This is a genomic window from Prochlorococcus marinus CUG1435 (assembly GCA_017644375.1).
Classification (GTDB): domain Bacteria; phylum Cyanobacteriota; class Cyanobacteriia; order PCC-6307; family Cyanobiaceae; genus Prochlorococcus_A; species Prochlorococcus_A marinus_AH.
Genome location: JAEPLP010000001.1, coordinates 150,758 through 176,598 on the forward strand (window position 1 = coordinate 150,758; position 25,841 = coordinate 176,598).

Genomic DNA, 25,841 nt, shown 5'->3' on the forward strand with positions numbered 1-25,841 from the left:
AATGAAAATCCACAAAATAATATTCTCCCTTTTCTCATTTTTTAAGGGTGATATTTTTGCATTAAAAAAAATTTATAATATCAAAATTGGGAAAAATTGCCGTTTAAGTAAAAATAATTATGGTGAGGAACCCTATTTGATTTCTATGGGTGATAATGTTAGTGCAATTAAAGTTGATTTTATAACTCATGATGGGTCTGTTTGGCTATGGAGGAAAGAAAATCCAAATTTAGACTTTTTCAATTCAATAGAAATTGAATCTAATATATTTATTGGACATAAATCTATCTTATTACCTGGAACTTATATTGAATCCAATGTAATAATTGGAGCAGGATCTGTTGTTAAAGGAAGATTATTAAAAAATAGTGTTTATGCGGGCGTCCCTGCCCGTAAAATCAGTTCAACAAAGGAATATTATTTAAAAAATATTAATAAATTCAGCAATACAAAATTAATGAGCCGAAAAGAGAAACGAGAATACTTAATGAAAAATTTAAATAACTTTAAATTATGACTAGAAAAGTTGTTCACATTATTAATGATCTAAGAAAAGGGGGCACAAATAATTGTTTTGTGAATTTGATATCAGAAATAGATCCAAGTGCAACAATAATTTGTATAAATAAAAAGGATTATTATTATGATTATCTACTATTAAAAGAATTTAAAGTTTATTATCTAGACAATTCATCAATATTAAAGTTCTTAACCTCTTTTTACACAATCATAAAAATCTTAAGAAAAGAAAGATTCTCAATTTTAAGTTGCTGGCTTTATAAATCATGCTTATTTGGGGGATTATTTTCAATATTTTTTAGAAATAAAAATGTTATTTGGAATATAAGACATTCCGATACCAGCTTTAATATTAAAGATTTAAGAAAATTTACTGTTATTAGGTTGTGTTCAATAATAACTAAGCTTAAAAAAATAAATATTATTTATAATTCTTATTGCGCAATGGAATCTCACAAAAATATTGGTTTTAAATCGCCTAAAATTGAAGTCATAAATAATAGTTTTGATACATTTAAATTTAAGAACTCAAAAAATAAAAAATTTTTTCTAGAAAGATATGGAATTCAAAATAATAAATTAATAATTTCAATGTACGGTAGATATCATCCAATAAAAAACCACATTACCCTATTAGAATGTATTTCCCAAATATATAAAACCGTTCCTGATATTCATTTATTCTTAGCTGGGCAGGGTATTAATAATCAAAATTTAACTTTAAAAAAAGCTATTAAATCATTTAAAATTGAGAAGATAACAACTCTAGCTGGATTTTTGGGAGAAGAAGAATTAATAGATGCCTATTCTTCTAGTGATTTAACTGTTTTAACTTCTTCTTCTGAATCATTTCCTAACGTAATTGGGGAATCTATGTCATGTATGACACCATGCGTATCTTTTAACGTAGGAGATTGCAAAAAATTAATAGGAAATACTGGATGGATAACGAAAAATAATAATTTGTCTTCATTAATTTATACCCTAGAGAAAGCCATAAACTTTACAAGGGAAAAAACTAATTGGTTAAATATGAGAAAGAGGTGTCATCAAAGAATTAGAGATTTATTTAATTATGAAAAAGAGATTGCAAAATATGAGAATTATTACCAAAAACTTAAATAATTTTTTTTTAAACTGTTTGTTAAATTTAACGAAAATGATATCTTTATAAAGATGGCAAAAAAAGAAATAAATTAATGACTAACATAATCAAAATTATTAAAGGATTTAAAAAATTATATGAATTAACTAAATATCGAAATATTGAATTAATGGGCTTATTAATTTTAATTTTTTTTTCAACCTCTATTGAAGTTATATCGATTTCATTAGTGCAACCTTTAACTTCAATAGCTGCAGGCGAAAAAATTATTAACTTTTCAGAAAAAAATTTTTTACTTAATAAATTTTTTTCAAGTTTAAATATTGGTTCCTTTGATCTAAATCAGTTAAGTATATTTTTGATAGTAAGTTTATCTCTGAGTTTTTTTTCTACAATCCTTTTACTTTACTCAAGTATCTCACTCTCAGTACGACTTAGAAAAGATTGGACTAAAAAAATCCTTTCAAATCTCCTCCGGTCTCCATATTCTTCAATTGCAAAAGAACGAAGTGGGAAATTAATAGAGACAATTTCTAATGAAACAAAGCTAGGAGGAGAAGTAATCCTTACTTTATTACAGTTAATTGAAAAACTTTTTTTATCTGTATTATTAATAATTGGAATGCTAATTTCTAATTTCCTTCCGACTTTATATATAATACTTATTGCATTTATTGTACTTATATTTTTAAAATCAATTGGAGTTTTTAGAAGTGTTCAAAGAGGACGTAAATTAATCAAATATAATCAATCAATAGCTTCCATCATTGCTGAATCAATAAATAATGTAAGACAAATAAAATTACTAAATGCATACCAATATCCGCTCAAAAAAATTGATGAAGATTTAAAAAAACATGGCTCAGTACAAGTAGCCTATGGAGTCTCAAAAGGAATCCCAACATCATTCTTTAAATATTTATTCATTACAGGAGGCGTAATAGTATTAATGTTTATAGGTGCAAGAGGTAAAGAAGAAATAACTAATTCGCTTCCAAATTTAACATTATTAGCTCTTTTAGCAGGAAGACTTTCAACAGTTTTCAGTTCACTATCAAAGCAAACTATGAAATTCAATTTAGGATTGGCAAATATAGAATCAGTTCATAGCAGAATATTTAGTAAATCAAAAAAGGAAAACCTCACAAATGGATTACCAATTAATAAAAAGATTAAAAAGATTAGCTTTGAAAATGCCTTTTTTTCATGGAATAAAAAAGACTTCTTAATAAAAAATCTAAATATAGTTTTTGAAAAAGGTGTTAATGTTTTAACTGGACCTAGTGGCTGTGGCAAAAGTACAATCGCATCACTTTTATTGTCTTTACTGAAATTGGATAAGGGAAAGATAATGATTAATGATGAAGATATGAATGTTTTTAATTTAAATTCTTTAAGAAAAAAGATAGCTTATGTCACCCAGGAAAATGAATTTTTTAATGGAACTTTTAACGAAAATATTAAATTAGGGAATCCACTTGCTAATGATCAAGATGTAATTTCAGTAGCGAAGCTCTCCTCTTCGCATGAGTTTATACAATCATATGAAAAAGGTTACCAAACTCAATTATCAGAAAAGGGTTCCTCTTTGTCAGGTGGGCAAAAGCAAAGATTATCACTAGCGAGAAGTTTAATAATGAAACATGATGTATATATTTTTGATGAGGTTACTAATGCATTAGATAAAAATAACGAAAATATAATACAAAATATTATTGAAGAATTAGGCAAAGAAAATATAGTAATACAAATTTCTCATCTACCAAATGCTATTAAAAAAGCTGATAAGTTATTTGAATTTAATAAATCCGGTAAAGTTAGAATAATTACTAAAAGTGATAATAAATTTACTTAATAATTTAATAACTTTTGATTAAGATATTTTTTGGAGGATTAATAAGTTAAAATTTAATAATGGAAATGCAAATTAAAAATATTTGTTGCATCGGTGCGGGATATGTAGGAGGTCCCACCATGGCAGTAATAGCTGAGAAATGTCCAGATATAATTATTAATGTAGTGGATTTAAATGAAGAGAGGATAAAAAATTGGAATAATCATGATTTTTCAAAACTTCCAATATATGAACCTGGACTTGCAGAAATTGTAGAAAAATGTAGAGGCAAAAATTTATTTTTTTCAAATGAAATTCAAGAAAAAATAAAAAATGCAGATATGGTTTTTATTTCAGTTAATACCCCTACAAAAACAAAAGGTTTTGGGGCTGGAAAAGCAAGTGATTTGAAATGGGTAGAAGCTTGTGCTAGGCAAGTAGCAAACTTTTCTGAAGGACATACAATAGTTGTTGAAAAAAGTACTCTCCCAGTAAGAACAGCAGAAGTAATTAAAGCAATACTCTTAGGATCTAATCAAAGTAAAGAAAAAAGTCTTTTAAATACTTCTTTTGATGTATTGTCAAATCCAGAGTTTCTCTCTGAAGGGACTGCAATAAAAGATCTTTACTATCCAGATAGAGTTCTTATTGGGGGAGAAAAAGAAGAGGCTATGGAAGCCTTATCGAAAATTTATAAAAATTGGGTTCCTGAAGAAAAAATATTAAAAACCAACATATGGAGTAGCGAACTTGCAAAACTTACTTCTAATGCTTTTTTAGCGCAAAGAATAAGTTCAATTAACTCTATAAGTGCTATTTGCGAAGCTACTGGTGCAGATATTCGAGAAGTTACAAGAGCTATTGGATCAGATACTAGAATAGGTTCGAAATTCTTAGATTCTGGTCCAGGATTTGGAGGTAGTTGCTTTAAAAAAGATATTCTCAATCTTGTTTATTTATCAAGTTATTTTGGATTAGAAGAAGTAGCAAATTTTTGGGAAAGTGTAGTAGAGCTTAATAAATGGCATCAACATAGAATATCAAAATTAATAGTTAACAAATTATTTGGGACAGTTAGAGGAAAAAAAATCTTTATTTTAGGCTTTGCTTTTAAAGCTAATACAAACGATACCAGAGAATCTGCAGCAATTAATATTTGCAAGGATTTACTAGAAGAAGGAGCAGTACTTTATATTCATGATCCAAAAGTAGGACCGGATCAAATCTGTAAAGATATAGGTATTAAAAGAAAATTGCAGGAAGATGAAATTAAAAATAAAAATTTTTTAAATGAGAGTTCTTGGTACTTTACTAATGATTTTATTGAAGGTGCGGATGGAGCTGATGCAGTTGTAGTTTTAACTGAATGGAGAGAATACAGAATATTGGATTGGGCAACATTATCAAGAAAGCTAAGAAAACCAGCTTGGATTTTTGATTCAAGATCCATAATTCCAACAGAAGTACTTAAAAGTTTAGAGATAAATTTTTGGAGAATTGGTGATGGTTTAAATTAGTAAACCCTAAATTAAAATATTTAATTATTTTCTTCCATACTTATCATTAAATCTAACAATGTCATCCTCACCTAGATAACTACCACTTTGAACCTCTATTAAAATTAGTTCCGCATTAATTGGATTAGACAATCTATGTTTAATCCCTTGAGGAATATATGTACTTTGATTTTTATGTAAAATTTTCTGTTCTTCACCTACTTCTACTAAAGCTGTCCCAGAAACAACTATCCAATGCTCAGATCTATGTTTATGTAATTGCAGAGATAAAGATTGACCTTTTTTAACTGTTATTTTTTTTACCTGCCAATTAATATCTCCAGCTATTGATGTATAAAAACCCCAAGGTCTATAAATAGTTTTATGATTTTTAACCTCTTTTTTTCCTACTGATGCAATTTGAGATACAAGGTTTTTCAGATCTTGAATTTTATCTTTATTCGCAACAAGTATCGCATCAGTTGTTTCTATAACTGCTAAATTCTTAATCCCAAGACCAACCAACAAACTTTTTTCAGATCTTAAATAAGAATCACTAGTTGAGCTAAGAACAACATCACCATAAACAACATTACCATCGTTATCTTTATCTGATATTTCCCATAATGTGTTCCAACTACCAATATCACTCCAGCCTACATTTAATGGTAAAACCATTCCAGAATTTGTTTTTTCCATTATTGCCTTATCTATAGAAATATCCTCACAAGATTCAAAAGATCTCTTTTCTAATCTTTGAAAATCTAAATCTAAAAGTTTTTTAGATAATGATTTTCTGCAAAAATTATAAATTTCTGGCTTGAATTTTCTAATCTCATTAATCAAAATACTCGCTTTAAAAAGAAAAATTCCGCTATTCCAAGAAAATCTTTTATCTTTAATAAATTCTGCAGCTTTTTCTTTATTCGGTTTTTCTATGAATTCTCTTATTTCTACAGCTTTTAATGTGGCTTCATCAAGTGCCTTAGCAGCCTTAATATATCCGTATCCTGTTTCTACTTTGTGTGGAAAAACTCCAAAAGTTAAAAGTTTGCCTAAGTTGCAATACTTCAAAGCAGATTCGATAGTTTTTTGAAATTTCAAATTATCTTTTATAAGATGATCGGAAGGTAACACAAATAAAATAGGGTCTTCACCTGCCTCAATAGCTTTTAAAGCAGCAATTGTTATTGCAGGGGCAGTATTTCTTGCGACAGGCTCAAGTAAAATTGATTGTGGTTTAATTTTGATATCTCTCATTTGCTCGGCGACAATAAATCGATGTTCCTCATTACATATAATTATTGGTTTATTAAGGTTTTCAAAATTTTCTAATCTTTGAAGAGTTTTTTGCAAAAAAGAAAATTTTTCATTCTCAAATACTTTTAAATATTGTTTTGGGAAAGAAGTTCTTGATAACGGCCAAAGTCTTGTACCACTGCCTCCACAAAGAATTACTGGTAAAATCTTAGTCATATTTATAATTTTAAATTTAAGAAATCATTATAATTTTCTTACTTTTTAGTAAAAATGTAATTTAAAATTAACTTATATCTGATTTATTGGGAAGAATTTATTAATTTTTTTTTAGTTTGAAACTTAATTTATAGTTTTTGATACATAAAGGTTAAAATAAAAGGTTGTTAGACTATTAAAAAGAGTATTAATTTTTGAAAAATAATCCAGCAAATAAAATCGCCTTAATTACTGGCATAACTGGACAAGATGGGAGTTATCTAGCAGAACTTCTTTTGCAAAAAGGATATGAGGTACATGGCGTAAAAAGACGTTCTAGCAATTTTAATACACAAAGAATCGATCATCTTTATCAAGATCCTCATAATCCAAATCAAAAATTAATACTTCACTATGGTGACCTAACTGATAGTACAAATATAATAAATATTATTCAAAAAATTAAGCCAGACGAGATTTATAATTTAGGAGCACAAAGTCATGTATCAGTAAGCTTTGAATCTCCTGAATATACCGCTAATTGCGATGCTCTAGGTGCTTTGAGAATTCTTGAAGCGGTAAGGTTACTTGGACTTCAGAAAAAAACAAAAATATATCAAGCGAGTACCAGTGAGCTATATGGGCTTGTTCAAGAGTCCCCTCAATCAGAATTTACACCCTTCTATCCAAGAAGTCCCTATGCAGTTTCAAAGCTTTATGCATATTGGATTACGGTCAACTATAGAGAAGCTTATGACTTATTTGCTTGCAATGGGATACTTTTTAATCATGAAAGTCCTCGAAGAGGAGAAACTTTTGTCACTAGAAAGATAACAAGAGGATTATCAAGAATTAGTGTAGGTTTAGAAAATTGTATTTATATGGGAAATTTAAATTCCTTAAGAGACTGGGGTCATGCAAGAGATTATGTAGAGATGCAATGGCGCATGCTTCAAAAAGAAAAGCCAAGTGATTATGTTATCGCCACTGGAAGACAGGAATCAGTTAGGAAATTTATAGAGTTGGCTGCAATAGCTCTTGGATGGAATAAAAATAATTCCCAAGGAATAATTTGGGAAGGAGAGGGTTTAAATGAAGTTGGGCTAAGAGCAGATACAGGGGAAATTGTTATAAAAATAGATAAAAGATATTTCCGACCCTGTGAGGTAGACACATTATTAGGAAACCCATCAAAGGCTTCAAAGGAACTTGGATGGGAAGCTACTACAAGTTTAGAGGAACTTGTAAAAGAAATGATTAATGAAGATCTTGAAATAGCACAAAAGGAAGTTTTGATTTCCGATAAAGGTTTTGATGTTAATACGCCTAAAGAAAATCCTCCTAGCTATATCAATAACACATAGATGAATCTAATAAATAAAAATGATCTTATTTTTGTTGCTGGTCACACAGGAATGGCTGGAAATGCAATAACAAAATTCCTCAAAGTTAATGGATATCAGAATTTACTCTTACCGACAAGATTCGAACTTGATTTAACTGATTCAAAAGCAGTAAAGGAATGGTTTTGTAAAAATAAACCCCAAGTTGTTATTTTAGCTGCAGCTAAAGTAGGAGGAATAGAAGCAAATTCAAAATTTCCAAGCGATTTTATTTTAGAAAATCTTAAAATAGAAATTAACATAATCGAGAATTCATGGAAATTTAATGTTAAAAGATTATTATTTCTTGGTAGTAGTTGTATATATCCAAAATTTGCAAAACAGCCTATTAAGGAAGAATATTTATTAGAAGGTGGATTAGAAATAACTAATGAATCTTATGCAGTTGCCAAAATCGCAGGAATAAAAATGTGCTCATCTCTAAAGAAACAATATGGTTTTGATGCTATTTCTTTAATGCCAACAAATCTTTATGGGCCAGGAGATAATTACCACCCTACAAATAGTCATGTTATGGCATCATTAATCAGCAAATTCTTTAATGCAAAAGCTAAAAATCTAGATAAAGTCTTATGTTGGGGGAGTGGATTACCCAAAAGAGAATTTTTGTATGTAGAAGATTTAGCTAAAGCTGTCCTTTTTACTCTTGAAAAAATATCTTCTGATAATAAATTGCTTTATGATGAAGATTCTAATTATCTAGGATTTCTAAACGTTGGAACTGGTAAAGATATTTCTATAAAAGAATTAGCAAATTTGATTGCAGAAGAAGTAAATTTTAAAGGTAATATTGAATGGGATTTGTTAAAACCAGATGGCACTCCAAAAAAATTACTAGATGTTTCAAAATTAAATAAATTAGGATGGTTTGCTAGTACTGAAATAAATAATGGTATTAAATCAACAATTAATAATTATTCCGATAACTTAAACAAAAATAAATTGCGCTCAAATTAAATTTTTTAAATATAAATTTAATAAAATAAACTATTAAGCTAGGATGATCAAATATGATTATTAATTAAAAATTTAATTAAGTCTCCCTGATTCATTACTTTTTTAGATTAAAAGTAAAAAAAATTAAAGAATGTCATCTCAGAAATTTCCTTTTAAAAAAGAAATCAAATTTTGATAAAGTTTTGAAAAATAAATGAATCTAGAACTTTTCACAAATAAAATACTATCTTTACCAAAACCAATAAGACATTTTATCTTGTTTTCTATTGATTTTTTATCAATAACTTTTTCTTTCTTTATAGCCTATTCAATAAATAATCAAAATCTAGATGGAAAAAATTTTCCAATAAATTATTCTATTATCTTTATATTAATTAACTTAATAATTTGCATATATACTGGCCAATACAAATCAATCACTCAATTCAATACTTTAAAAGGATATTTACAGATTTTTATGAGAGTATTTTTAAGCTCTATAATTTTCTATTATTTTGCTAATAATCTTTCTTTAAATAAAAACTTTTTTATTAATTTTACTCTTATTTCATCTTTTGCATTAATTAACTCACGAGTATTAATATCATTAATTATAAATTTTAAATTTTTTAAAAATAGAAAAAACATTATTATATATGGAGCAGGAACTGCTGGAGCTAAATTAGCAAGATCGATATCAATAGATAAAACTAATAGAATACTTTGCTTTATTGATGATAACTCCGCATTATGGGGGAGATCTATATTCGGTTATGAAATTAAAAGTCCTAATTATTTAAATAGTTTAGAAAAAGATATTGATTGTGTTTTATTTTGTATACCATCAATTAAAAATATTGAAAAAAAGAGAATTTTAAATTTTTTAAATAAATTTTCCTTTAGAGTATTTAAAGTTCCGACTATTGAGGAAATAAAAACAGGTAAAGCAAAAATTTCAGAGTTCAGAAATATCAATATTGAAGATCTTATATATAGAGATTCAAACGCAAAGATTGAAAAGTTAACAAAAGATTTGCTTTTTGGAAAAAATATATGCATTACGGGAGCAGGTGGTTCAATAGGAAGTGAGTTGACTAGGCAAATTATTAATCTGAGTCCAAAAAAAATCATATTGTTAGAAATTAGCGAAATAAATTTATATTTAATTAATGAAGAAGTATCGAAATTTGAAGATAAAAAAATTGAAGTAATTACAAAATTAGGAAGTGCATCTGATTATGAATTGGTAAATAACATCTTAAAAGAAAATAATATAAATTACTTAATCCATGCTGCAGCATATAAACATGTTTCTCTAGTAGAAAAAAATCCATTAGCAGGATTATCAAATAACATATTATCTTCAATAGTTATTTCAAAATTATCTAGAAAATATAATATTGATGGTTGCATTCTCATCTCAACAGATAAGGCAGTAAGACCAACTAATATAATGGGTGCTTCAAAAAGAATTTCGGAAATAATTTTCAAGGTTTCTCAAAAAATTTCTAATCAAAAAAATATGTTTACAAAGTTCTCTATTGTTAGATTTGGAAACGTTCTTGGGTCTTCAGGTTCGGTAGTGCCCTTGTTCAAGCAGCAAATTAGAGATGGAGGTCCTCTTACAGTAACTCATCCAGAAGTCATAAGATATTTTATGACAATTGAAGAAGCTGTTAATTTAGTCATAAATACTATTGCGATAAGTAAAGGGGGAGAAACTTATATATTAGATATGGGAGAACCGGTAAAAATTTTAGATTTAGCAAAAAAAATGATTAAATTAAGTGGTCTAAGATTAAAAGATAATAAACATAAATCAGGAGATATTGAAATAAAGTTTTTAGGATTAAAAGAAGGCGAAAAACTTTATGAGGAGTTATTGATAAGTGGCAAATCAAAATCTACAATTTTTGAACAAATAAACGAAGATATTGATTTAACCAACTATGAGGATCCTAAATTAATTGGATTATTAGATCAACTGGAGACATATTTAGTTGATAAAAATCTTAAAAATTCAATTAATTTAATCAGTTCCATACTACCTGAATGGTCTAAATCCCAAAAAATTATTAATTTAAAAAATTAATTTTGGAAAAACCTTTTAAATACTTTATTTAATTAGTTTCTATATTCGATTTTTTTAGTTGCCACCTCCATTCATCCAAACACATATCATCTAGTTTCTTTATTGGTTTCCATTTAAGTATCTTAATTGCCAATTGATTATCAGCTACTAGCACTGGCACATCACCAATTCTCCTTTTCACATACTTAAAGGGTAATTCTACATTATTTACTTTCTCAAAGGTTCTAATTAAATCAAGGACACTTACACCTTCTCCATTCCCCAAATTAATAGTAATAAATCCAGGATTATTTGTTAATAAATAATCTAAGGCCAAAATATGGCCTTTCGCTAAATCCATAATATGAATATAATCCCTAATACAAGTTCCATCTTTTGTTGGCCAATCTTTGCCGTATATTTCAAATATTGGCCTAATACCTAAAGCAACCTGATTTAATAATGGGAATATATTATTTGGCTGGCTAATTACATATTCTCCAATTAAACCAGTATCATGAGCCCCTATGGGATTAAAATATCTTAAAATTGCTATCCTAAATTGATCTTCACATTCTTGATGCAAATCAAATAGTATTTTTTCAACTATAGATTTAGTTATCCCATAAGTACTTATAGGCTTAACTTCAAAATTTTCTTTTATTGGGATGCTAGTCGGCAGTCCATAAACTGTAGCGCTGCTACTAAAAACAATTGTATGACATCTATATTTTTTCATAACTTTTACTAAATTGATTGTACCCAAGACATTTACATCCCAATATTCAATTGGTTTTTCCATAGATTGACTAACAGATTTGAGTCCACAAAAATGAATAACACCCAGAAATGGTCCTTTTGATGAAAATAATTCGTCAACATAAGAGTAGTCTCTAATATCGCCAACAGATAATTCAATATTTACTTCAAGTTTTGGTGAATCTTTTTTTATAACTTCTCTAATTCTATCTATTGAAAACTTATTGCTATTTATCAAAGAATCTAAAATAGTAATTTGAAATCCTTGTTTTATTAATTCAATGCATGTATGACTACCAATATAACCGCAGCCTCCTGTAACTAATATTTTTTTTTGCAAAACAATTTATAAGTACGTTATTAATAAATTTTACAGTAATTTACTTTTAAAAAGTATCAAATATCTTTAACAAGAATACAAATACTTACGGCTAGATTTCCAGAACAGGATTAAACATTTCTATTCTTGTTTGAATAGCTGATTCTGATAAATCTTCAAAACAAATACTATGCTCAGCTCCCAACCAAGCACTTGCAAGCATCATTAATAAAGACTCTTCGGATGCTTTGATAATTCCCATTATCTTAAGCTTGTTGCCTAATTTATTTATATTTATTTCTTTAATTCTTGATACTAAAGATAAAACAATATTTTTTAAATCTCTTTTATTAATAATCTTAAGAGTTGTATTTTCTTTTATAACTTTTACGATTACATCCTCATCAGAGAAATTTTTAAGCAACTCATCATATATAGAAATTTTTCCCTCAGATTTTAACTCCGATTGCCAGGATTTAGGTGGGTAGAAGGTAAAAGTTTTATCTTGCTTATTATTTTGATTATTAATAAGATTATAGTTCATATTTAAAAAATTAATTATTTAATAAAATTACTGAAGTAACTATTTAAATAATTAAACATAATATTCTTAACAAGAAAAACTTCTTTAACATAGTATTGCATGTCACAAAAATTAAATCAAAACTTATATCGTAGAGAGATTGATGGCATAAGAGGTTTTGCAGTTATAGCAGTAATTATAAATCACTTTAATAAAGATTTTTTACCAAGTGGTTTTTTAGGAGTTGACATATTCTTTGTTATATCAGGTTTTGTTATCTCTTTATCTTTATCAAAAAGAACATATAAAAACTTTAAAGATTTTGCTCTTAATTTTTATTTAAGAAGAATTTGCAGGATTCTTCCTACCTTAATTATTTTTGTATTTATAACTGGTTTAATTATCACTTTTATTGATCAAACACCAATTACTTCATTAAGGACTGGAATTGCATCATTATTCGGATTAGGAAACATTTACCTATTTAGTGATTCGACAAATTATTTTAGTGAATCTGCAAACTTAAATCCTTTCCTACATACTTGGTCACTGGGGGTTGAGGAGCAGTTTTATTTTGTTTTTCCCTTTCTTTTTTGGCTAATTATTTCTCAAAAAAAGAAATTTAAAAAATTATTTCCAAAATTTTTAATAACCTTTTTAACCTTTGTTTCATTTTTTGTTTTTATAATTACTTATTTTAAAAATTATAATGCAGTTTACTATTTAATGCCTTTTAGGTTTTGGGAAATAGCCTCAGGTTCCCTAATTTTTATTTTTTTTAAAAATAACTATAATTTTTCAGGGCTAATTTTTAAAGTTTCTAACTATCTTATCCCAGCTTTCTTAGTTTTAATACTTTTTTTACCTGAGAATCAATTTCTTTTTGGTTCATTTGCAGCAGTTTTTCTAACCTCAATACTAATAATTTGCTTAAACAAAAAAAATTCCTTTCTTTTCAAAATATTTGATAATAAAATTTTAAGATACCTTGGTAAGATCTCTTATTCTCTTTATATTTGGCATTGGCCTGTAATCTCCATTAGCAAATTTACAATTGGAGTTACATGGTGGACTATACCCATACAAATATCAATAATTTTTCTAATTTCTATTTTTAATTTTCGCTATATTGAAAATAAATTAAGAGATAAAGCTAATTCATACGAAATAAAAAAAATATCTTTATTAACATTAATTGCATTATTTGGTGGATTTTTAAGCACTTTATTTTTAAATTTTGAAAAAATTCATAATAGATTTTATCTAGGTGATAAAAAAGATAATTATGATTTTATTAATCAAAATCATAAGATTGAAAAGATTCTAAGTCATTCAAAATGTCATATTTCTAAAGATCGTAAATTGAATAATATTGAAAATTTATTTTATAATTGTAGAAAAATCCCAGAATCAGGTAAATATAAAAAAACTATCGCCTTTATAGGCGATAGTCATACAGGTGCATTAATTAATTCTGAGAAAAAAATTTTTGATCTAAATAATAGGGTAATTCATTTCTCAGCAACTGGTTGTCCTTTCCCTAGGACAAATTTTGGGAATTCATCTGCAAAGTGTGATTTTTTTCTTGAAAATACTGAAAAATTAATTCTTAAAGAATTAAAATTCGGGGACTCTATAGTAATTACTAATTACCAACTTAGTTATTTAAGTGATATCAGTTCCAATGATGTATCTAATATTTTTTTGAATAAAAACTCTGCAGTTGAGTTATCGATGAATAAAAAAAGAGAATTATATTCGAATGCAATTAAGAGATTTTCAAAAGAAGCTTCGAAAAAAGGAATTAATATTATATTCATTGGTGCAACCCCTAGGTATCCTTTATATGAAATTTCAAAAAAAGAATGGTTTAGACCCTACGTAAATGAGAGACTATTTAAAAAAGAGAAAAAGCTTGGACAGGAATTAAACTTATTCTTTAAAACTGAATTTCAAGAAATAAATAATTTAACTTTTGTAGATCCGTTTTTGGAGATGTCAGAGTGCTGCAAAAATTTAGAAGATTATAGAAAATATTTTCAAGATAAAGACCACTATTCAATACAAGGAGCTCATAAATTAATAAATATAATTATTAAAAAGTTAAACTACTAAAATAAGCAAAATAAATATCAACTGGCTAATAATCTTGCTAATAATGTAAAATATCAGAAGTTAAATAAAATTGATTTAGAAAGAACTTAGTATTTTAAAACTTAATATATATAGATTATCAAAAAAAGAATTATTCTAAATTCAATGTCAATAATAGATTCCAATCCATTTGTTCATCCAACAGCCATAGTTGATAAGGGAGCATATATTGGTAATTTTACAAAAATATGGCATTGGACTCACATTTCATCTGAAGCTAAAATAGGGGAAAATTGTACTCTCGGTCAAAATGTATTTATTGGCAATAAAGTAACTATAGGAAATAATGTTAAGGTACAAAACAATGTTTCAATATATGATATGGTTTCGATTGAAGATGATGTTTTTTGTGGGCCAAGTGTAGTTTTCACAAACGTATATAATCCAAGATCTAAGATAAATAGAAAAAATGAGTATCAAAAAACATTAATTAAAAAAGGAGCTTCAATTGGAGCAAATGCCACAATAATTTGCGGAAATACAATAGGCTCTTTTGCTTTTATTGGTGCCGGGGCGGTAGTAAATAAAGATGTAAAACCATACTCTTTATTGGTAGGAGTTCCAGCCAAGCAAATTGGCTGGATCAGTTCATACGGGGAAAGAATTAAACTTCCTTTGATTGGAGAAGGTGAATGGGAATGTAAAAAAACGGGTGAAGTTTATATTTTAGAATTTAACCAAATAAAACTTAAAACTTGAACAAATTTAAATTTAATGTTGAAAATTAAAACTGTTATTGGAGCAAGACCACAATTTATTAAAGCAGCTGTTTTATCAAAATCTTTTGCCAAGATTGATGCAAATCAAAGCACTCTTAATCATGAAATTATTCATACTGGGCAGCACTTTGATAATAAAATGTCATCTATTTTTTTTAAAGAATTAAATATCCCAGAACCAAAATTTAATTTGAACATTAATTGTGGTACTCATGGATCTAACACAGGAAGAATGTTGGAAAAGATTGAGGAAATACTCATAGATGATTATCCCGATATGGTAGTAGTTTTTGGAGATACTGATTCAACTTTGGCAGGTGCATTAGCGGCCAGCAAACTCAAAATTAAAGTTGCTCATATTGAGGCTGGTCTAAGATCATTTAATAGATATCAACCTGAAGAACAAAATAGAGTTTTAACCGATCATCTATCTTATATTTGCTTTGCCCCCAGTGATGACTCAGTATTAAATCTTATTAATGAAGGAATTTCCAAAAACAACATTTTTCGAACAGGTGATATCTTAGCTGATGCAATTAGATTATTTAATACTTCAGATAAAGAAACTAAAGAATTATTAAAGAAATATGGTATTAAAGAGAAGAATTTTATCTTATGTACAATCCATAGACCTGAAAATACTGAAGAAAAAGTTTACCTCTCAAACATATTCAAACAATTACAAGCATCATCATTACCGGTAATTATGCCGCTCCATCCAAGAACTAAACATTGCATTGAAAAATTCAATTTAGAAAATTTGCTAACTGGTTTAAATGTAATTGAACCAATAGGTTACCTAGAAATTATTTCCCTTCAAAAAAAAGCATCGTTAATAATAACAGACTCCGGCGGCATTCAAAAAGAAGCATATCTGCAAGGAACTCCTTGTATAACTGTAAGAAAGGAAACAGAATGGATCGAATTGGTTCAAAAAGGTTATAACATTCTTGCCGACCCAGAAAAAAATGATGCAATATTAAATTCCATTGATAAACAATTACAAAAAAAAATAGATAATTTTAATAATCCCTTATATGGTGATGGACATGCATCAGACCAAATAGTTAGAGAAATAATCAATTCATGTTAATTTTTAAATAAAAACCATAAAAAAAACCTTACTTTGTATTAGTTTTATTTTTTATATATTTATATTTTAGAATTATTAAACAAGTCAAAAATAAAAAAATTAATATTGCTTTAATAGGTTGTGGCAGAATAAGTAAAAAACATATTGATGCAATATTTGCGAATAATAAAAAGGCTCAACTTTCTTGCATTTGTGACATCAATCCCAAAAAAATAGATCAGATTGATCAATACATAACAAAAATTAAAAGAAAATACGAAGAGGAATGCCAATCGATTGAAAAATTCCATAGCTATGAAGATCTCCTATTTAAAGTTAAGCAAAAAGAAATATTTTTAGATTTAATAGTTATATCAACGCCAAGTGGCTTACATGCAGAACAAGTAAAATTAGCAGCAAAACATGGTATTAATGTTTGCACGGAAAAACCAATGTCAACAAATTGGGATGATGCAAAGTCTATGGTTAGTTGTTGTGATGAAAACAAAGTTAAATTTTTTGTCGTCAAGCAAAACCGTTTTAATAGTACTTTGCAACTTTTAAAGAAACAAATTGATGGTGGAAGATTTGGCAAAATAGCTCTAGTTTCGATAAATGTTTTTTGGTCAAGAGGTCAAGATTATTACGATAAAGATGAATGGAGAGGAACATGGGAATTTGATGGCGGAGCATTAATGAATCAAGCAAGCCATTATGTCGATCTTCTTACATGGCTTATTGGACCTGTTGAAAATATTGGGGCTAAAATTGCAACTATTGCGAGAAATATTGAGGTTGAAGATACAGCTGTTCTTAATTTAAAATGGAGAAATGGAGCTTTAGGTAGTATGAGCGTAACAATGGTCACCTATCCAAATAATCTCGAGGGATCAATTACTATACTTGGAGAAAAAGGTACAGTAAAAGTAGGAGGAATAGCTGTTAATGAAATTAAAGAGTGGAAATTTTCTACTCCTAGCGAAGACGATAAATATATTGATCAAGCTAATTACAATACTGCAAATGTATACGGAGCAGGGCATATTCCATATTACGCAAATATGTTAGATACCCTTCTAGGAGAAGCCCAAGCAATCTGCGATGGCAGAGAGGGTCTTAAAAGTCTAGAATTATTAATTGGTGCTTATAGATCTGCGAAGGAAAATAATACAATTAATATTCCTTTGGATTAGATTAAAGCAAAAATTATTCTTTTAATGAATACCTAATTTTATAATTTGAATTTTATATATTTTTATGTAGAATATAAAATTACCTAGAGGATACAAAGTTGATTACGGGTTTATTTATAATAGGTAGTCAAAAGTGTGGTACAACTTCTCTAGCACAATGGCTTAATCAACATCCAGATTTATCGTTATGTTCAAATAAAGAACCTAGTTATTTTAGTATAAAATTTAATGATACCAAGGAAATTGATTATCATAATTTATTTCATCAAAAAGAGGAGGAAAATAAGTTATTTTTTGAGGCCAGCACAAGTTATACACAATATCCTTTCTTTCCAGAAGTTGCAAAAAGAATATTTGAGTATAATAAAAACGCAAAATTTATTTATATTATTAGAGATCCCATAGAAAGAATTAAATCGCACTACAGACACAACTGGATTAAAGGATATACAAGAAAAAGTTTTGTAGAAGAAGTTTTAAATAATCCCGAATATATTTACTTTTCATCTTATGGATTACAGTTAAGACAGTATTTAAATTATTTTCCTATGGAAAGAATTTACATTACATCACTTGAAAAATTAGTTAGTAATAACATAGAAGAATTAAACAATATTTTTAATTTTCTTGGAGTTAAAAAATTAAAAAATAAAGATATTGTCTTTAAACCAAAAAATGTATCTAGTGAAGTTCCTCAAGTTCCATATATCTATTTATATTTTTCCTTTATATATAAATACTTTAATCCAAATATAAAAAGATTTTTTAAAAAAATACTTTCAGTTAAAGCAAATTGCAAATTAAATAGTACCAAAGATTTTGACGCAATTCTCAAAGATCTCCTAGCCCAAGATAAAAAGGAATTTAAAAAAATCCTAAAAAAAAGTATATAAAATTATTATTTATGGATTTCTCAAACAAAAGTATACTTGTTCATTATCATCATAACTTTTGTTTCCAAGAAAATAGAGTTTTTATATCTAGAAATATTGGCTTGTGGTTAGAAGCATTATCTAAAAAATTTAAGAAAGTTACTTATTTATCATTCTCTACAAAAATCATAAATAAAGACCAAGTTCATAAAATTACTTCAGAAAATATTTCTTTTATATCTTTAGGTAATCAAGCAGGGGGATTTCCAAGCTTTTATGGAAAAATTAGAGCCATTAAATATTGCATCAAATACACATCCATTGAAGATTTTATTTTAATAAGAGGATTTACACCGCTCCAAAATATTGTTTGGTTTTTTTCAAAACCAAAAATGCACAAAGCTTTTTTATTAGTAAGAGAACTTAAATCAAAGAGACCAATAAATTTTAAAGTATTAGTACTTTTAAAATTTTTTTTAAATAAATATAGAGAATTTACTTTTAACTTTATCTTAAATTCAAAAGGTATTTTCTTATCAAACTCTTATCACAATATTGACAAAATCAAATTAAGCAAAAATATTAATATGGGATTTATGAATACTAATATTTTAAGTAAAAATGATATTCCAGAATTCAAATATAATATGAAAAATAATAATGATGAAATTAATTTACTTTTCGTTGGTCGTGTATCATCTTTAAAAGGAATTTACGACCTTTTCAGAGCTATATTAATATTAAAAAATCAAAAATTAATTAATCAAAAAATTAATTTAAAAATTGTTGGAAGTTTCTCTAAAGAAATAAAAATAGACCTTTTAAAGATAACGGGCTCAATTTCTAAAGACTCTTTAAATATAAATTTCCTTGGATATGTGAGTTTAAATAGTCATTTAAATAAAATTTATCAGAATTCAGATTTGTTTATATTACCTAGTCAATCAGAAGGATTTCCAAGATGCATATGGGAAGCAGCCGCCAATTCAACTCCTATGCTTTTAACTAATGTTGGAGGAATACCTTATTTATTGAAAAATAACTATCACGCATTAATTGTAAAACCACATTCTCCGAAAGAAATAGCAAAGAAAATTAAATATTTTTTGAAAAATAAAGAGACCGCACCAAAATTAGCAAAAAACGCTCATGATTTACTAAAAATTTATAATCTTGAATCTAGTGTTAATTCCTTAGTACAAAATTTAGAGAAAAAAATTTAATGAATAAAAGATCTAATTCATTTTTTTTAATAATATTATTTGTATTATATTCCATCTTTCTTTTGGAAGCCACCGGAATTCCTTTATTTCTTGTAAAGCTTGGCAGTTTTCCTCTTACACTTGGTAGGCTTGGGTTAGTAATCTTAGGTATTTTAAGTTTCTTTATAGCAGATAAGAAATATTTAAGATCAAAATTCGCCTTATCTATATATGCAATTTCAATTGGTTACTTTTTAGGATCTTGTTTCTCAAATGATTTTTCATACGAATTCTTAAAATCATTTATCCTAAGCTTAGTTCTTTGTTCAACAATAACTACAGCTTATTTATTAAAAATAAAAATTTTTAGAAATATAACAACCATATATATATTGACTATTTTTGTTTATTGGACACTTTATTCCATAATAGCTCCGCAAAATATAAGCGGTGAATTTCTTAACTACAATCTCGCATATGTATATAGTCTAGAAAACGAATTGGGTATTATTAATTACCATAAAGTTGGATTATTAATAAGTGTTAGCTCTTTAGCTATATTTGAATTCAAAAATAAAATAATGCAATCATATTTTAAATATATTCCTTTATTATTAGGTTTAGTATTTTTAATTAATCTAGGTTCAAGATCAAATATTGTAATTATTTTTTTATTCATAATTTTCAAAATTTTTAAAAATTTCAAATTTAATAAAAAAAATATAATAAGTTTAATAACCTTAGGATCTTTACTAACTTTAATCATTTTGTTAGCACTTGGCATAAACGAAGAGCTAAGATTTAGATTTTCAATAATAAATCCAGCCAATATTTTTGCTTTAAAATCAAGATATCAACTTCTAGCTTATGGTATTAGTGAAATCTTGCAAAATCCACTCGGAACAGGGCCAAGTGATAATAGAATTAATTTTTTTGGTTACCAATTTCAACCTCATAATCAGTATTTAACTTTTGGAGTAGGGGCTGGGTTATTAGGATTATTAGGATCATTAATCTGGATTAAAATTGTTTATTCTTCATTTGTTTTTATTAACAAAACAAGAAATTCCAAACTTTTGCCTTATTTTGCATTTACTGCAGTTTACTTAATTACGATGTTTACAAATGACCAGTCTGGTTCTTTATTATTCTTAAACCTTATTTTCATCCAACATCTTGAAATAAATTCTAAAGAAGAGTATTACTTTAATATTGAAACATGAAAATATTATTTCATTATCATACACCTGCTATTCAAAAAGGTTCAGGCATATATATGCCTGCTTACTTAGGTTTATTTATAGATAGCATTGCAAAATACTATGAAGAAATAATATTACTTTTGCATTTACCTAATAAAAAACAGAAAGAAATAACAAAATATAAATTAAAATCAAATAATATCAAATTAGTCTCTTTATCAGTACATTCTAATATTCCACATAGATATCTACTAGCTCCTTTTTTTATAAATAAATTATTTAAGCTAAGAAATAATGTGGATAATTTATTATTGAGGGCATCAACTCCATACCTACCATTTGTATACCTTTTTTGGAAAAAGAATACAACACTACTTTTTGTATCTGATGCAAATAAAGGTTTAGATGAACTAAATCAAAATTACTTAAAATTAAATCTTATTAAAGTCTGGGCTCATATCTGTAACAAATTTGAGCTAAGTTTTGCGAAGAAATCTAATGTGATTGTTAATTCATATACTCTTTTAGAAAAATTTAAAAAAATTAATAAAGAAGTTAAATTAATAAGCACAACAACAATAGAGGAAAAAGAAATTTTTTATAGAAAAGATACATGTTTATCATCACCATATAAATTGCTTTTTTCTGGAAGAATATCTAGAAATAAAGGTATCTTTGATCTTATAGGAGCATTATATATACTTAGACAAAAAGGATTTGAGGTAAACTTGAATATAGTTGGTTTTTTTGAAAATGATAGATTAAAAGACGAACTTAAATCAACAATTAGTAAATTAAATTTAAATTCATTTATTTCTATAAAGGGTTTCTTTAATGCAGGTCCTCAATTACTAAAATGGTACAGAAATTCTGATATTTTTGTAATGCCTACCAGATCAGAAGGTGAAGGTTTCCCGAGAGTAATATGGGAAGCTATGGCATCAAGCTTGCCAGTATTAGCAACTGATCTTCCAGGCATAAAAGAAAAAGTTAATGATTCAATAAAAACCTTCCAAAAATGCAGTCCCGAAGAGATTGCGAAAGCTATTACCTTTGTTATAGAAAACAAGAAGTATAGACAAGAATTGATAATAAAGGGCGTTAATTCCGTAAAAGAAATAACCTTAGAAAAACAAGCCAAAATTATCTCCAAAATCATACAAAGTTAATAATTTAAAAAATGATTTTAATGTTTCATAATATAGTTCCAGATAATATATCTAAAACCCTAGAAATTCCGCCGCATAATTTAAAGACCTCAGAATTTTTAAAAATTATAAAGATAGTAAACAAATTATTCAAAATAATTAGTTTAAAAGATTACGTTGAGAATTATATAAAGAGAGGTAGATTTCCTTACTCTAAATGTGCCATAACATTTGATGATGGGACTGCTTCATCTTTAGAAAACGGTATCCAGTTTCTATGTCGTAAGAATATTCCCGTAACTATTTTTATTTCAACTTGCCAAATTCATAATAAGAAAATATTAGATGGTTATTATTTAGCGGCTTTATGTCTAGAAAGTAAATACGAATCAATACAAATAGAAAATTATACTTTTCCTTTGAAAACATTTACTCAAAAAGTTTATACCTATAAAAAACTACAAAAAATCGTTAACCATAAATCAAAAGATCAATTAATTGAAAATTTAATAAATTCTTATCCCGTCATGGGAGAATCAATAAAATTTTATAGAGGTTTAACTAAATATGAAATTGAAGCTAACTTAGAAAAATTTAGTTGTTTGAATATTGCCTCTCATTCAAATAATCATTACAGTCTTGAAGAAATGGATTTTGATACCCAATATAAAGAAATAAAAGATTCTTTAGATATTATTTCTTCTCTTAATGGAACAAATAAACTATATTTTTCATATCCATATGGCGAATATAATAATGATACATTAAAAGTTTTAACATCTCTAGGATTATCTGCTTCCTTTGCAGTAAAGCCAAAGAATTTAAATATTAATAAAGCATTTGAGATTGAGAGGATAGGGATATATAAAAGCAATTTCTTATATGTTTTAGCTAAAATTTTAAAATATCAATTAAGAATATGAAATCTTTAAGACTTAACCAATTAAGATATTTTTTACCACTATCTCTTATACAAACTACAACCTTATTTTTACCTGATTTTATTATATTTATGAAATTTAGAGGTTTTTTATCAAGTTTTTTCGTAAAAAAATGTGGAAAAAAACTTATGCTTGGAAGAGATATAACATTTTACAATCCCCAAAATCTTTATTTGGGAGATAATGTATATATCTCTAAAAGTGCTTGGATAAATTCCTATAAAAAGGTAAACATAGGCAATGAAGTTTTAATTGCTCCAAATGTAGTAATAGCATCTGCGAATCATACTTATAAAAACCAGAGTTTTAGAAATAGTAAGCCAGTTGGTGAAAAAATTGAAATAATGGACGGCTCTTGGATTGGAGCTAATTCTGTAATTACTGCTGGATCGATAATTGGCAAAGGTTGTTTTGTTTCTCCTTGTTCGGTGGTAAGAGGCAAATTTGATGATAACTATATGATTGGTGGTAATCCAGCAAAATATATAAAACCTTTAAAATGAAAAGTATATTGTTTATTGGTTCATTCTTGTCTTCATCAACAGGAACAATTTCAGTAGTTGAAAAGTTGGGAAATATTTGGGTAAAAAATAATACATTCAAATTACAATATAGTTCCAGAAAAAATAACAAAATTTTTCGCTTAATAAATATTATTTATGATGTATTTACTTTTAAGGGTGATTTAATTCATATAGATGTTTTTAGTGGTTTTTCATTAATCATTCCATATTTTGCGGCATCTATATCTTATTTGAAATGTAAGAAAATCTACCTAACACTTAGAGGCGGAGGCATACCTTTTCACTACAAGAAAAATAAATTTATCTATGATAACCTTTTTAAATTTAGTAACAAAATATCATCTCCTTCAAAATTTATAATAATCAATTTGCCAAAAAAATATAATATTAATTATTTACCAAATCCTATTGATAAAAATTTATTCAAACCTCCTGCCCAATCAGTAAAAAGAGTAAATTTACTTTGGGTAAGAGCTTTTTCTAAAATATATAATCCTAAGACTCCAATTAATGCCCTCAAAATATTAATTGTCAAATACCCCAACTTAAAGTTAACAATGGTTGGTCCAGATAAAGGAGAATTATCAAAATGTCAAAAACTTATAAAGAAACTAAAGCTTGAAAATAACATAAATATTCTGGGACATATTGACCATTATCAACTTCCTGAAATTTACAAGAATCATTATATATATTTAAATACAACAAGTTTTGAAAGCTTTGGATCTGCCTTATGTGAGGCGGCGGCCTGCCAAATGGTAATAATTTCATCAATAGTTGGTGAAATACCTTTAACTTGGGAAGATAAAAAAAATATATTATTTTTTAAAAATAAAGATCATTCTGACCTGGCATCTAAAATTGAATTTGTTCTCAGTAACCCCATATTCTCTGAGTCAATATCTAAAGAGAGTCTTAAGCGAATTCAGTGTTATAGTACTGATGTGATTTCTGAAAAGTGGATTGATTACCTTAACCAAGGGGTTAATTCTTAAATTAGCTACAAATTTATACAATAAATCTCCTGAACTCATAAGAAATATAGGTTTAAATACTTATGGATATTATTTAAAGAGAAGAAAATATGGTGGAAATTTTAGAGAATATTGTAGAGAATTCAGGGAAAGAAGTTTTTACTCAGAATCTGAGTGGAATACTTATCAAACTAAAAAATTAAGAAAATTACTTTTACATTCATACAAGAATGTTCCTTATTACAGAAGTTCCCTAAAAAAGGCTGGATTTAAAGAAATTGATTTAAAGAACTTTAAATTAAATGAATTAGCAAACATACCAATCCTATCTAAAAATGAATTAAGAAAATATTGTAGTTCAGAACTATTATCAGAAAAAAGACCAAGTGGGATTTTTATTCCTTCTAGTGGTTCAACTGGTACACCAGTTAAAATCTTTTTTAGCAGAAAATTTCATCAATTATGGTCTGCCGCATTTGAGGTGAGAATAAGAGAATGGGCAGGAGTATCCAAAGAAGATGCTAGAGGAACAATTGGAGGAAGAAGAGTAGTCCCAACATACAAAACAAAACCACCTTTTTATAAATATAATATTTTTGAAAAACAACTCTACTTTTCCGCATACCACATTAACGAAAATACAATAAATAATTATTTTGAAGGAATATCTAGATTTTGTCCTGATTATTTAACTGGCTATGCAAATTCAATTTTTTTTCTTGCGCAATTATTTGAAGAAAACAATTTTAATGCACCTAAAATGAAAGCAATAATAACTAATAGCGAAGAATTAACTCCAAAAATGTCAGAATTGTTCCAAAAAGTTTTTGGTTGCAAAACCTATAATTCATATAGTGGGGTAGAAGCTTGTGGTTTATTCTCGCAAACCTCGAATGATGAATTTGTAAATAATCAAGATATAGGGATTCTTGAATTAATGGATAATCAAGGTAAGATTATCAACTCTTATAAAAAGGAAGGAGAAATAATTTTTACTGGTTTACTAAATTTCGATCAGCCATTAATTCGATATAAGATCGGTGATACAGCATCTTATTCGAGCAAAAGATGCATTGATAAAAGAATTAGAATGCCTATTATCGAAAAATTAGGAGGCAGGATCGAAGATGTAATTTTAGGGCAAGATGGTAGAATGATGGTTAGATTTCATAGTATTTTCCTAGAAATAAAAGGACTTTGCAGTGCTCAAATTGCTCAATATTCTTACACTAGAATAAAGGTATTTTTAATAGTAGAAGAAACTTATATATATGATATTTCAGAAAATATAATTAAATCTAGGATAAAGAGTCAATTAGGTGAAAATATAAATATCGAATTCGAATATATAGATAAACCCATTCTTAGTAAATCAGGTAAGTTTTTATCAGTAATTTCTTACTTATAAAAGAGATGAATA

General features: G+C 27.1%; 22 protein-coding genes. 19 read left to right on the forward strand and 3 right to left on the reverse strand.

Going from position 1 to position 25,841, the window contains the following annotated elements:
• The first annotated feature begins 1 nt into the window (after position 1).
• The 4 genes from JJ844_00930 (at position 2) to JJ844_00945 (ending at position 4,975) form a co-directional block, all read left to right on the forward strand.
• Positions 2-517 (forward strand): acyltransferase, encoded by a 516-nt coding sequence (locus JJ844_00930; protein ID MBO6974242.1) that lies wholly within the window; start codon positions 2-4, stop codon positions 515-517.
• Entirely contained in the window at positions 514-1,644 is a 1,131-nt protein-coding gene (locus JJ844_00935; protein ID MBO6974243.1) for a glycosyltransferase, read from the forward strand. The genes JJ844_00930 and JJ844_00935 overlap by 4 nt, the downstream gene beginning before the upstream one ends.
• A gap of 74 nt (positions 1,645-1,718) precedes the next feature.
• The gene (locus JJ844_00940; GenBank protein MBO6974244.1) at positions 1,719-3,479 is read left to right on the forward strand and encodes an ABC transporter ATP-binding protein; all 1,761 of its coding nucleotides are present in this window, start codon (positions 1,719-1,721) and stop codon (positions 3,477-3,479) included.
• Positions 3,480-3,538: 59 nt separating this feature from the next.
• Positions 3,539-4,975 carry a nucleotide sugar dehydrogenase gene (locus tag JJ844_00945; protein ID MBO6974245.1) on the forward strand — a complete coding sequence of 479 codons (1,437 nt, stop codon included), beginning with the start codon at positions 3,539-3,541 and terminating at the stop codon, positions 4,973-4,975.
• 24 nt (positions 4,976-4,999) lie between these two features.
• Here JJ844_00945 and JJ844_00950 read toward each other — a convergent pair whose 3' ends face one another.
• Positions 5,000-6,430: a mannose-1-phosphate guanylyltransferase/mannose-6-phosphate isomerase gene (locus tag JJ844_00950; protein MBO6974246.1), complete on the reverse strand. Its 1,431-nt coding sequence runs from the start codon at positions 6,428-6,430 to the stop codon at positions 5,000-5,002.
• A gap of 194 nt (positions 6,431-6,624) precedes the next feature.
• On the opposite strand from JJ844_00950, the gene gmd reads away from it, so the two are divergent.
• From gmd to JJ844_00965, 3 genes are all read left to right on the forward strand, one after another.
• Entirely contained in the window at positions 6,625-7,773 is a 1,149-nt protein-coding gene (gmd, locus tag JJ844_00955; protein MBO6974247.1) for a GDP-mannose 4,6-dehydratase, read from the forward strand.
• Positions 7,774-8,769 carry a GDP-L-fucose synthase gene (locus tag JJ844_00960; GenBank protein ID MBO6974248.1) on the forward strand — a complete coding sequence of 332 codons (996 nt, stop codon included), beginning with the start codon at positions 7,774-7,776 and terminating at the stop codon, positions 8,767-8,769.
• Between the two features lie 457 nt (positions 8,770-9,226).
• The gene (locus JJ844_00965) at positions 9,227-10,840 is read left to right on the forward strand and encodes a polysaccharide biosynthesis protein (GenBank protein ID MBO6974249.1); all 1,614 of its coding nucleotides are present in this window, start codon (positions 9,227-9,229) and stop codon (positions 10,838-10,840) included.
• Between the two features lie 28 nt (positions 10,841-10,868).
• Here JJ844_00965 and galE read toward each other — a convergent pair whose 3' ends face one another.
• Together galE and JJ844_00975 are read right to left on the reverse strand one after the other, a co-directional pair.
• Positions 10,869-11,918, reverse strand: a complete 1,050-nt coding sequence (gene galE / locus JJ844_00970) for a UDP-glucose 4-epimerase GalE (GenBank protein ID MBO6974250.1) — start codon at positions 11,916-11,918, stop codon at positions 10,869-10,871.
• A gap of 91 nt (positions 11,919-12,009) precedes the next feature.
• Positions 12,010-12,441, reverse strand: a complete 432-nt coding sequence (locus JJ844_00975) for a hypothetical protein (GenBank protein MBO6974251.1) — start codon at positions 12,439-12,441, stop codon at positions 12,010-12,012.
• A 99-nt stretch (positions 12,442-12,540) separates the two neighbouring features.
• Here JJ844_00975 and JJ844_00980 point away from each other — a divergent pair, with 99 nt between their 5' ends.
• The 12 genes from JJ844_00980 (at position 12,541) to JJ844_01035 (ending at position 25,829) form a co-directional block, all read left to right on the forward strand.
• Positions 12,541-14,535, forward strand: coding sequence for an acyltransferase (locus JJ844_00980; protein MBO6974252.1), 1,995 nt, complete (start codon positions 12,541-12,543; stop codon positions 14,533-14,535).
• Between the two features lie 144 nt (positions 14,536-14,679).
• The gene (locus JJ844_00985; GenBank protein ID MBO6974253.1) at positions 14,680-15,273 is read left to right on the forward strand and encodes an N-acetyltransferase; all 594 of its coding nucleotides are present in this window, start codon (positions 14,680-14,682) and stop codon (positions 15,271-15,273) included.
• A gap of 15 nt (positions 15,274-15,288) precedes the next feature.
• Positions 15,289-16,386 carry a UDP-N-acetylglucosamine 2-epimerase (non-hydrolyzing) gene (gene wecB / locus JJ844_00990; protein ID MBO6974254.1) on the forward strand — a complete coding sequence of 366 codons (1,098 nt, stop codon included), beginning with the start codon at positions 15,289-15,291 and terminating at the stop codon, positions 16,384-16,386.
• 74 nt (positions 16,387-16,460) lie between these two features.
• Positions 16,461-17,558 carry a Gfo/Idh/MocA family oxidoreductase gene (locus tag JJ844_00995; GenBank protein ID MBO6974255.1) on the forward strand — a complete coding sequence of 366 codons (1,098 nt, stop codon included), beginning with the start codon at positions 16,461-16,463 and terminating at the stop codon, positions 17,556-17,558.
• Positions 17,559-17,656: 98 nt separating this feature from the next.
• Positions 17,657-18,451 (forward strand): sulfotransferase, encoded by a 795-nt coding sequence (locus JJ844_01000; GenBank protein ID MBO6974256.1) that lies wholly within the window; start codon positions 17,657-17,659, stop codon positions 18,449-18,451.
• Between the two features lie 11 nt (positions 18,452-18,462).
• Positions 18,463-19,653: a glycosyltransferase family 4 protein gene (locus JJ844_01005; protein MBO6974257.1), complete on the forward strand. Its 1,191-nt coding sequence runs from the start codon at positions 18,463-18,465 to the stop codon at positions 19,651-19,653.
• A 62-nt stretch (positions 19,654-19,715) separates the two neighbouring features.
• Positions 19,716-20,855: a hypothetical protein gene (locus JJ844_01010; GenBank protein MBO6974258.1), complete on the forward strand. Its 1,140-nt coding sequence runs from the start codon at positions 19,716-19,718 to the stop codon at positions 20,853-20,855.
• Positions 20,852-22,003 (forward strand): glycosyltransferase, encoded by a 1,152-nt coding sequence (locus tag JJ844_01015; protein MBO6974259.1) that lies wholly within the window; start codon positions 20,852-20,854, stop codon positions 22,001-22,003. Before JJ844_01010 ends, JJ844_01015 begins: the two co-directional genes overlap by 4 nt.
• A 20-nt stretch (positions 22,004-22,023) precedes the next feature.
• The gene (locus JJ844_01020; protein MBO6974260.1) at positions 22,024-22,905 is read left to right on the forward strand and encodes a polysaccharide deacetylase family protein; all 882 of its coding nucleotides are present in this window, start codon (positions 22,024-22,026) and stop codon (positions 22,903-22,905) included.
• A complete protein-coding gene (locus tag JJ844_01025; protein ID MBO6974261.1) occupies positions 22,902-23,426 on the forward strand; it encodes an acyltransferase in 525 nt (174 codons plus the stop codon). The genes JJ844_01020 and JJ844_01025 overlap by 4 nt, the downstream gene beginning before the upstream one ends.
• On the forward strand, positions 23,423-24,442 hold the full coding sequence (locus tag JJ844_01030; protein MBO6974262.1) for a glycosyltransferase: 1,020 nt from the start codon (positions 23,423-23,425) through the stop codon (positions 24,440-24,442). The genes JJ844_01025 and JJ844_01030 overlap by 4 nt, the downstream gene beginning before the upstream one ends.
• On the forward strand, positions 24,411-25,829 hold the full coding sequence (locus JJ844_01035; protein MBO6974263.1) for a phenylacetate--CoA ligase family protein: 1,419 nt from the start codon (positions 24,411-24,413) through the stop codon (positions 25,827-25,829). The genes JJ844_01030 and JJ844_01035 overlap by 32 nt, the downstream gene beginning before the upstream one ends.
• The last annotated feature ends 12 nt before the right edge of the window (positions 25,830-25,841 follow it).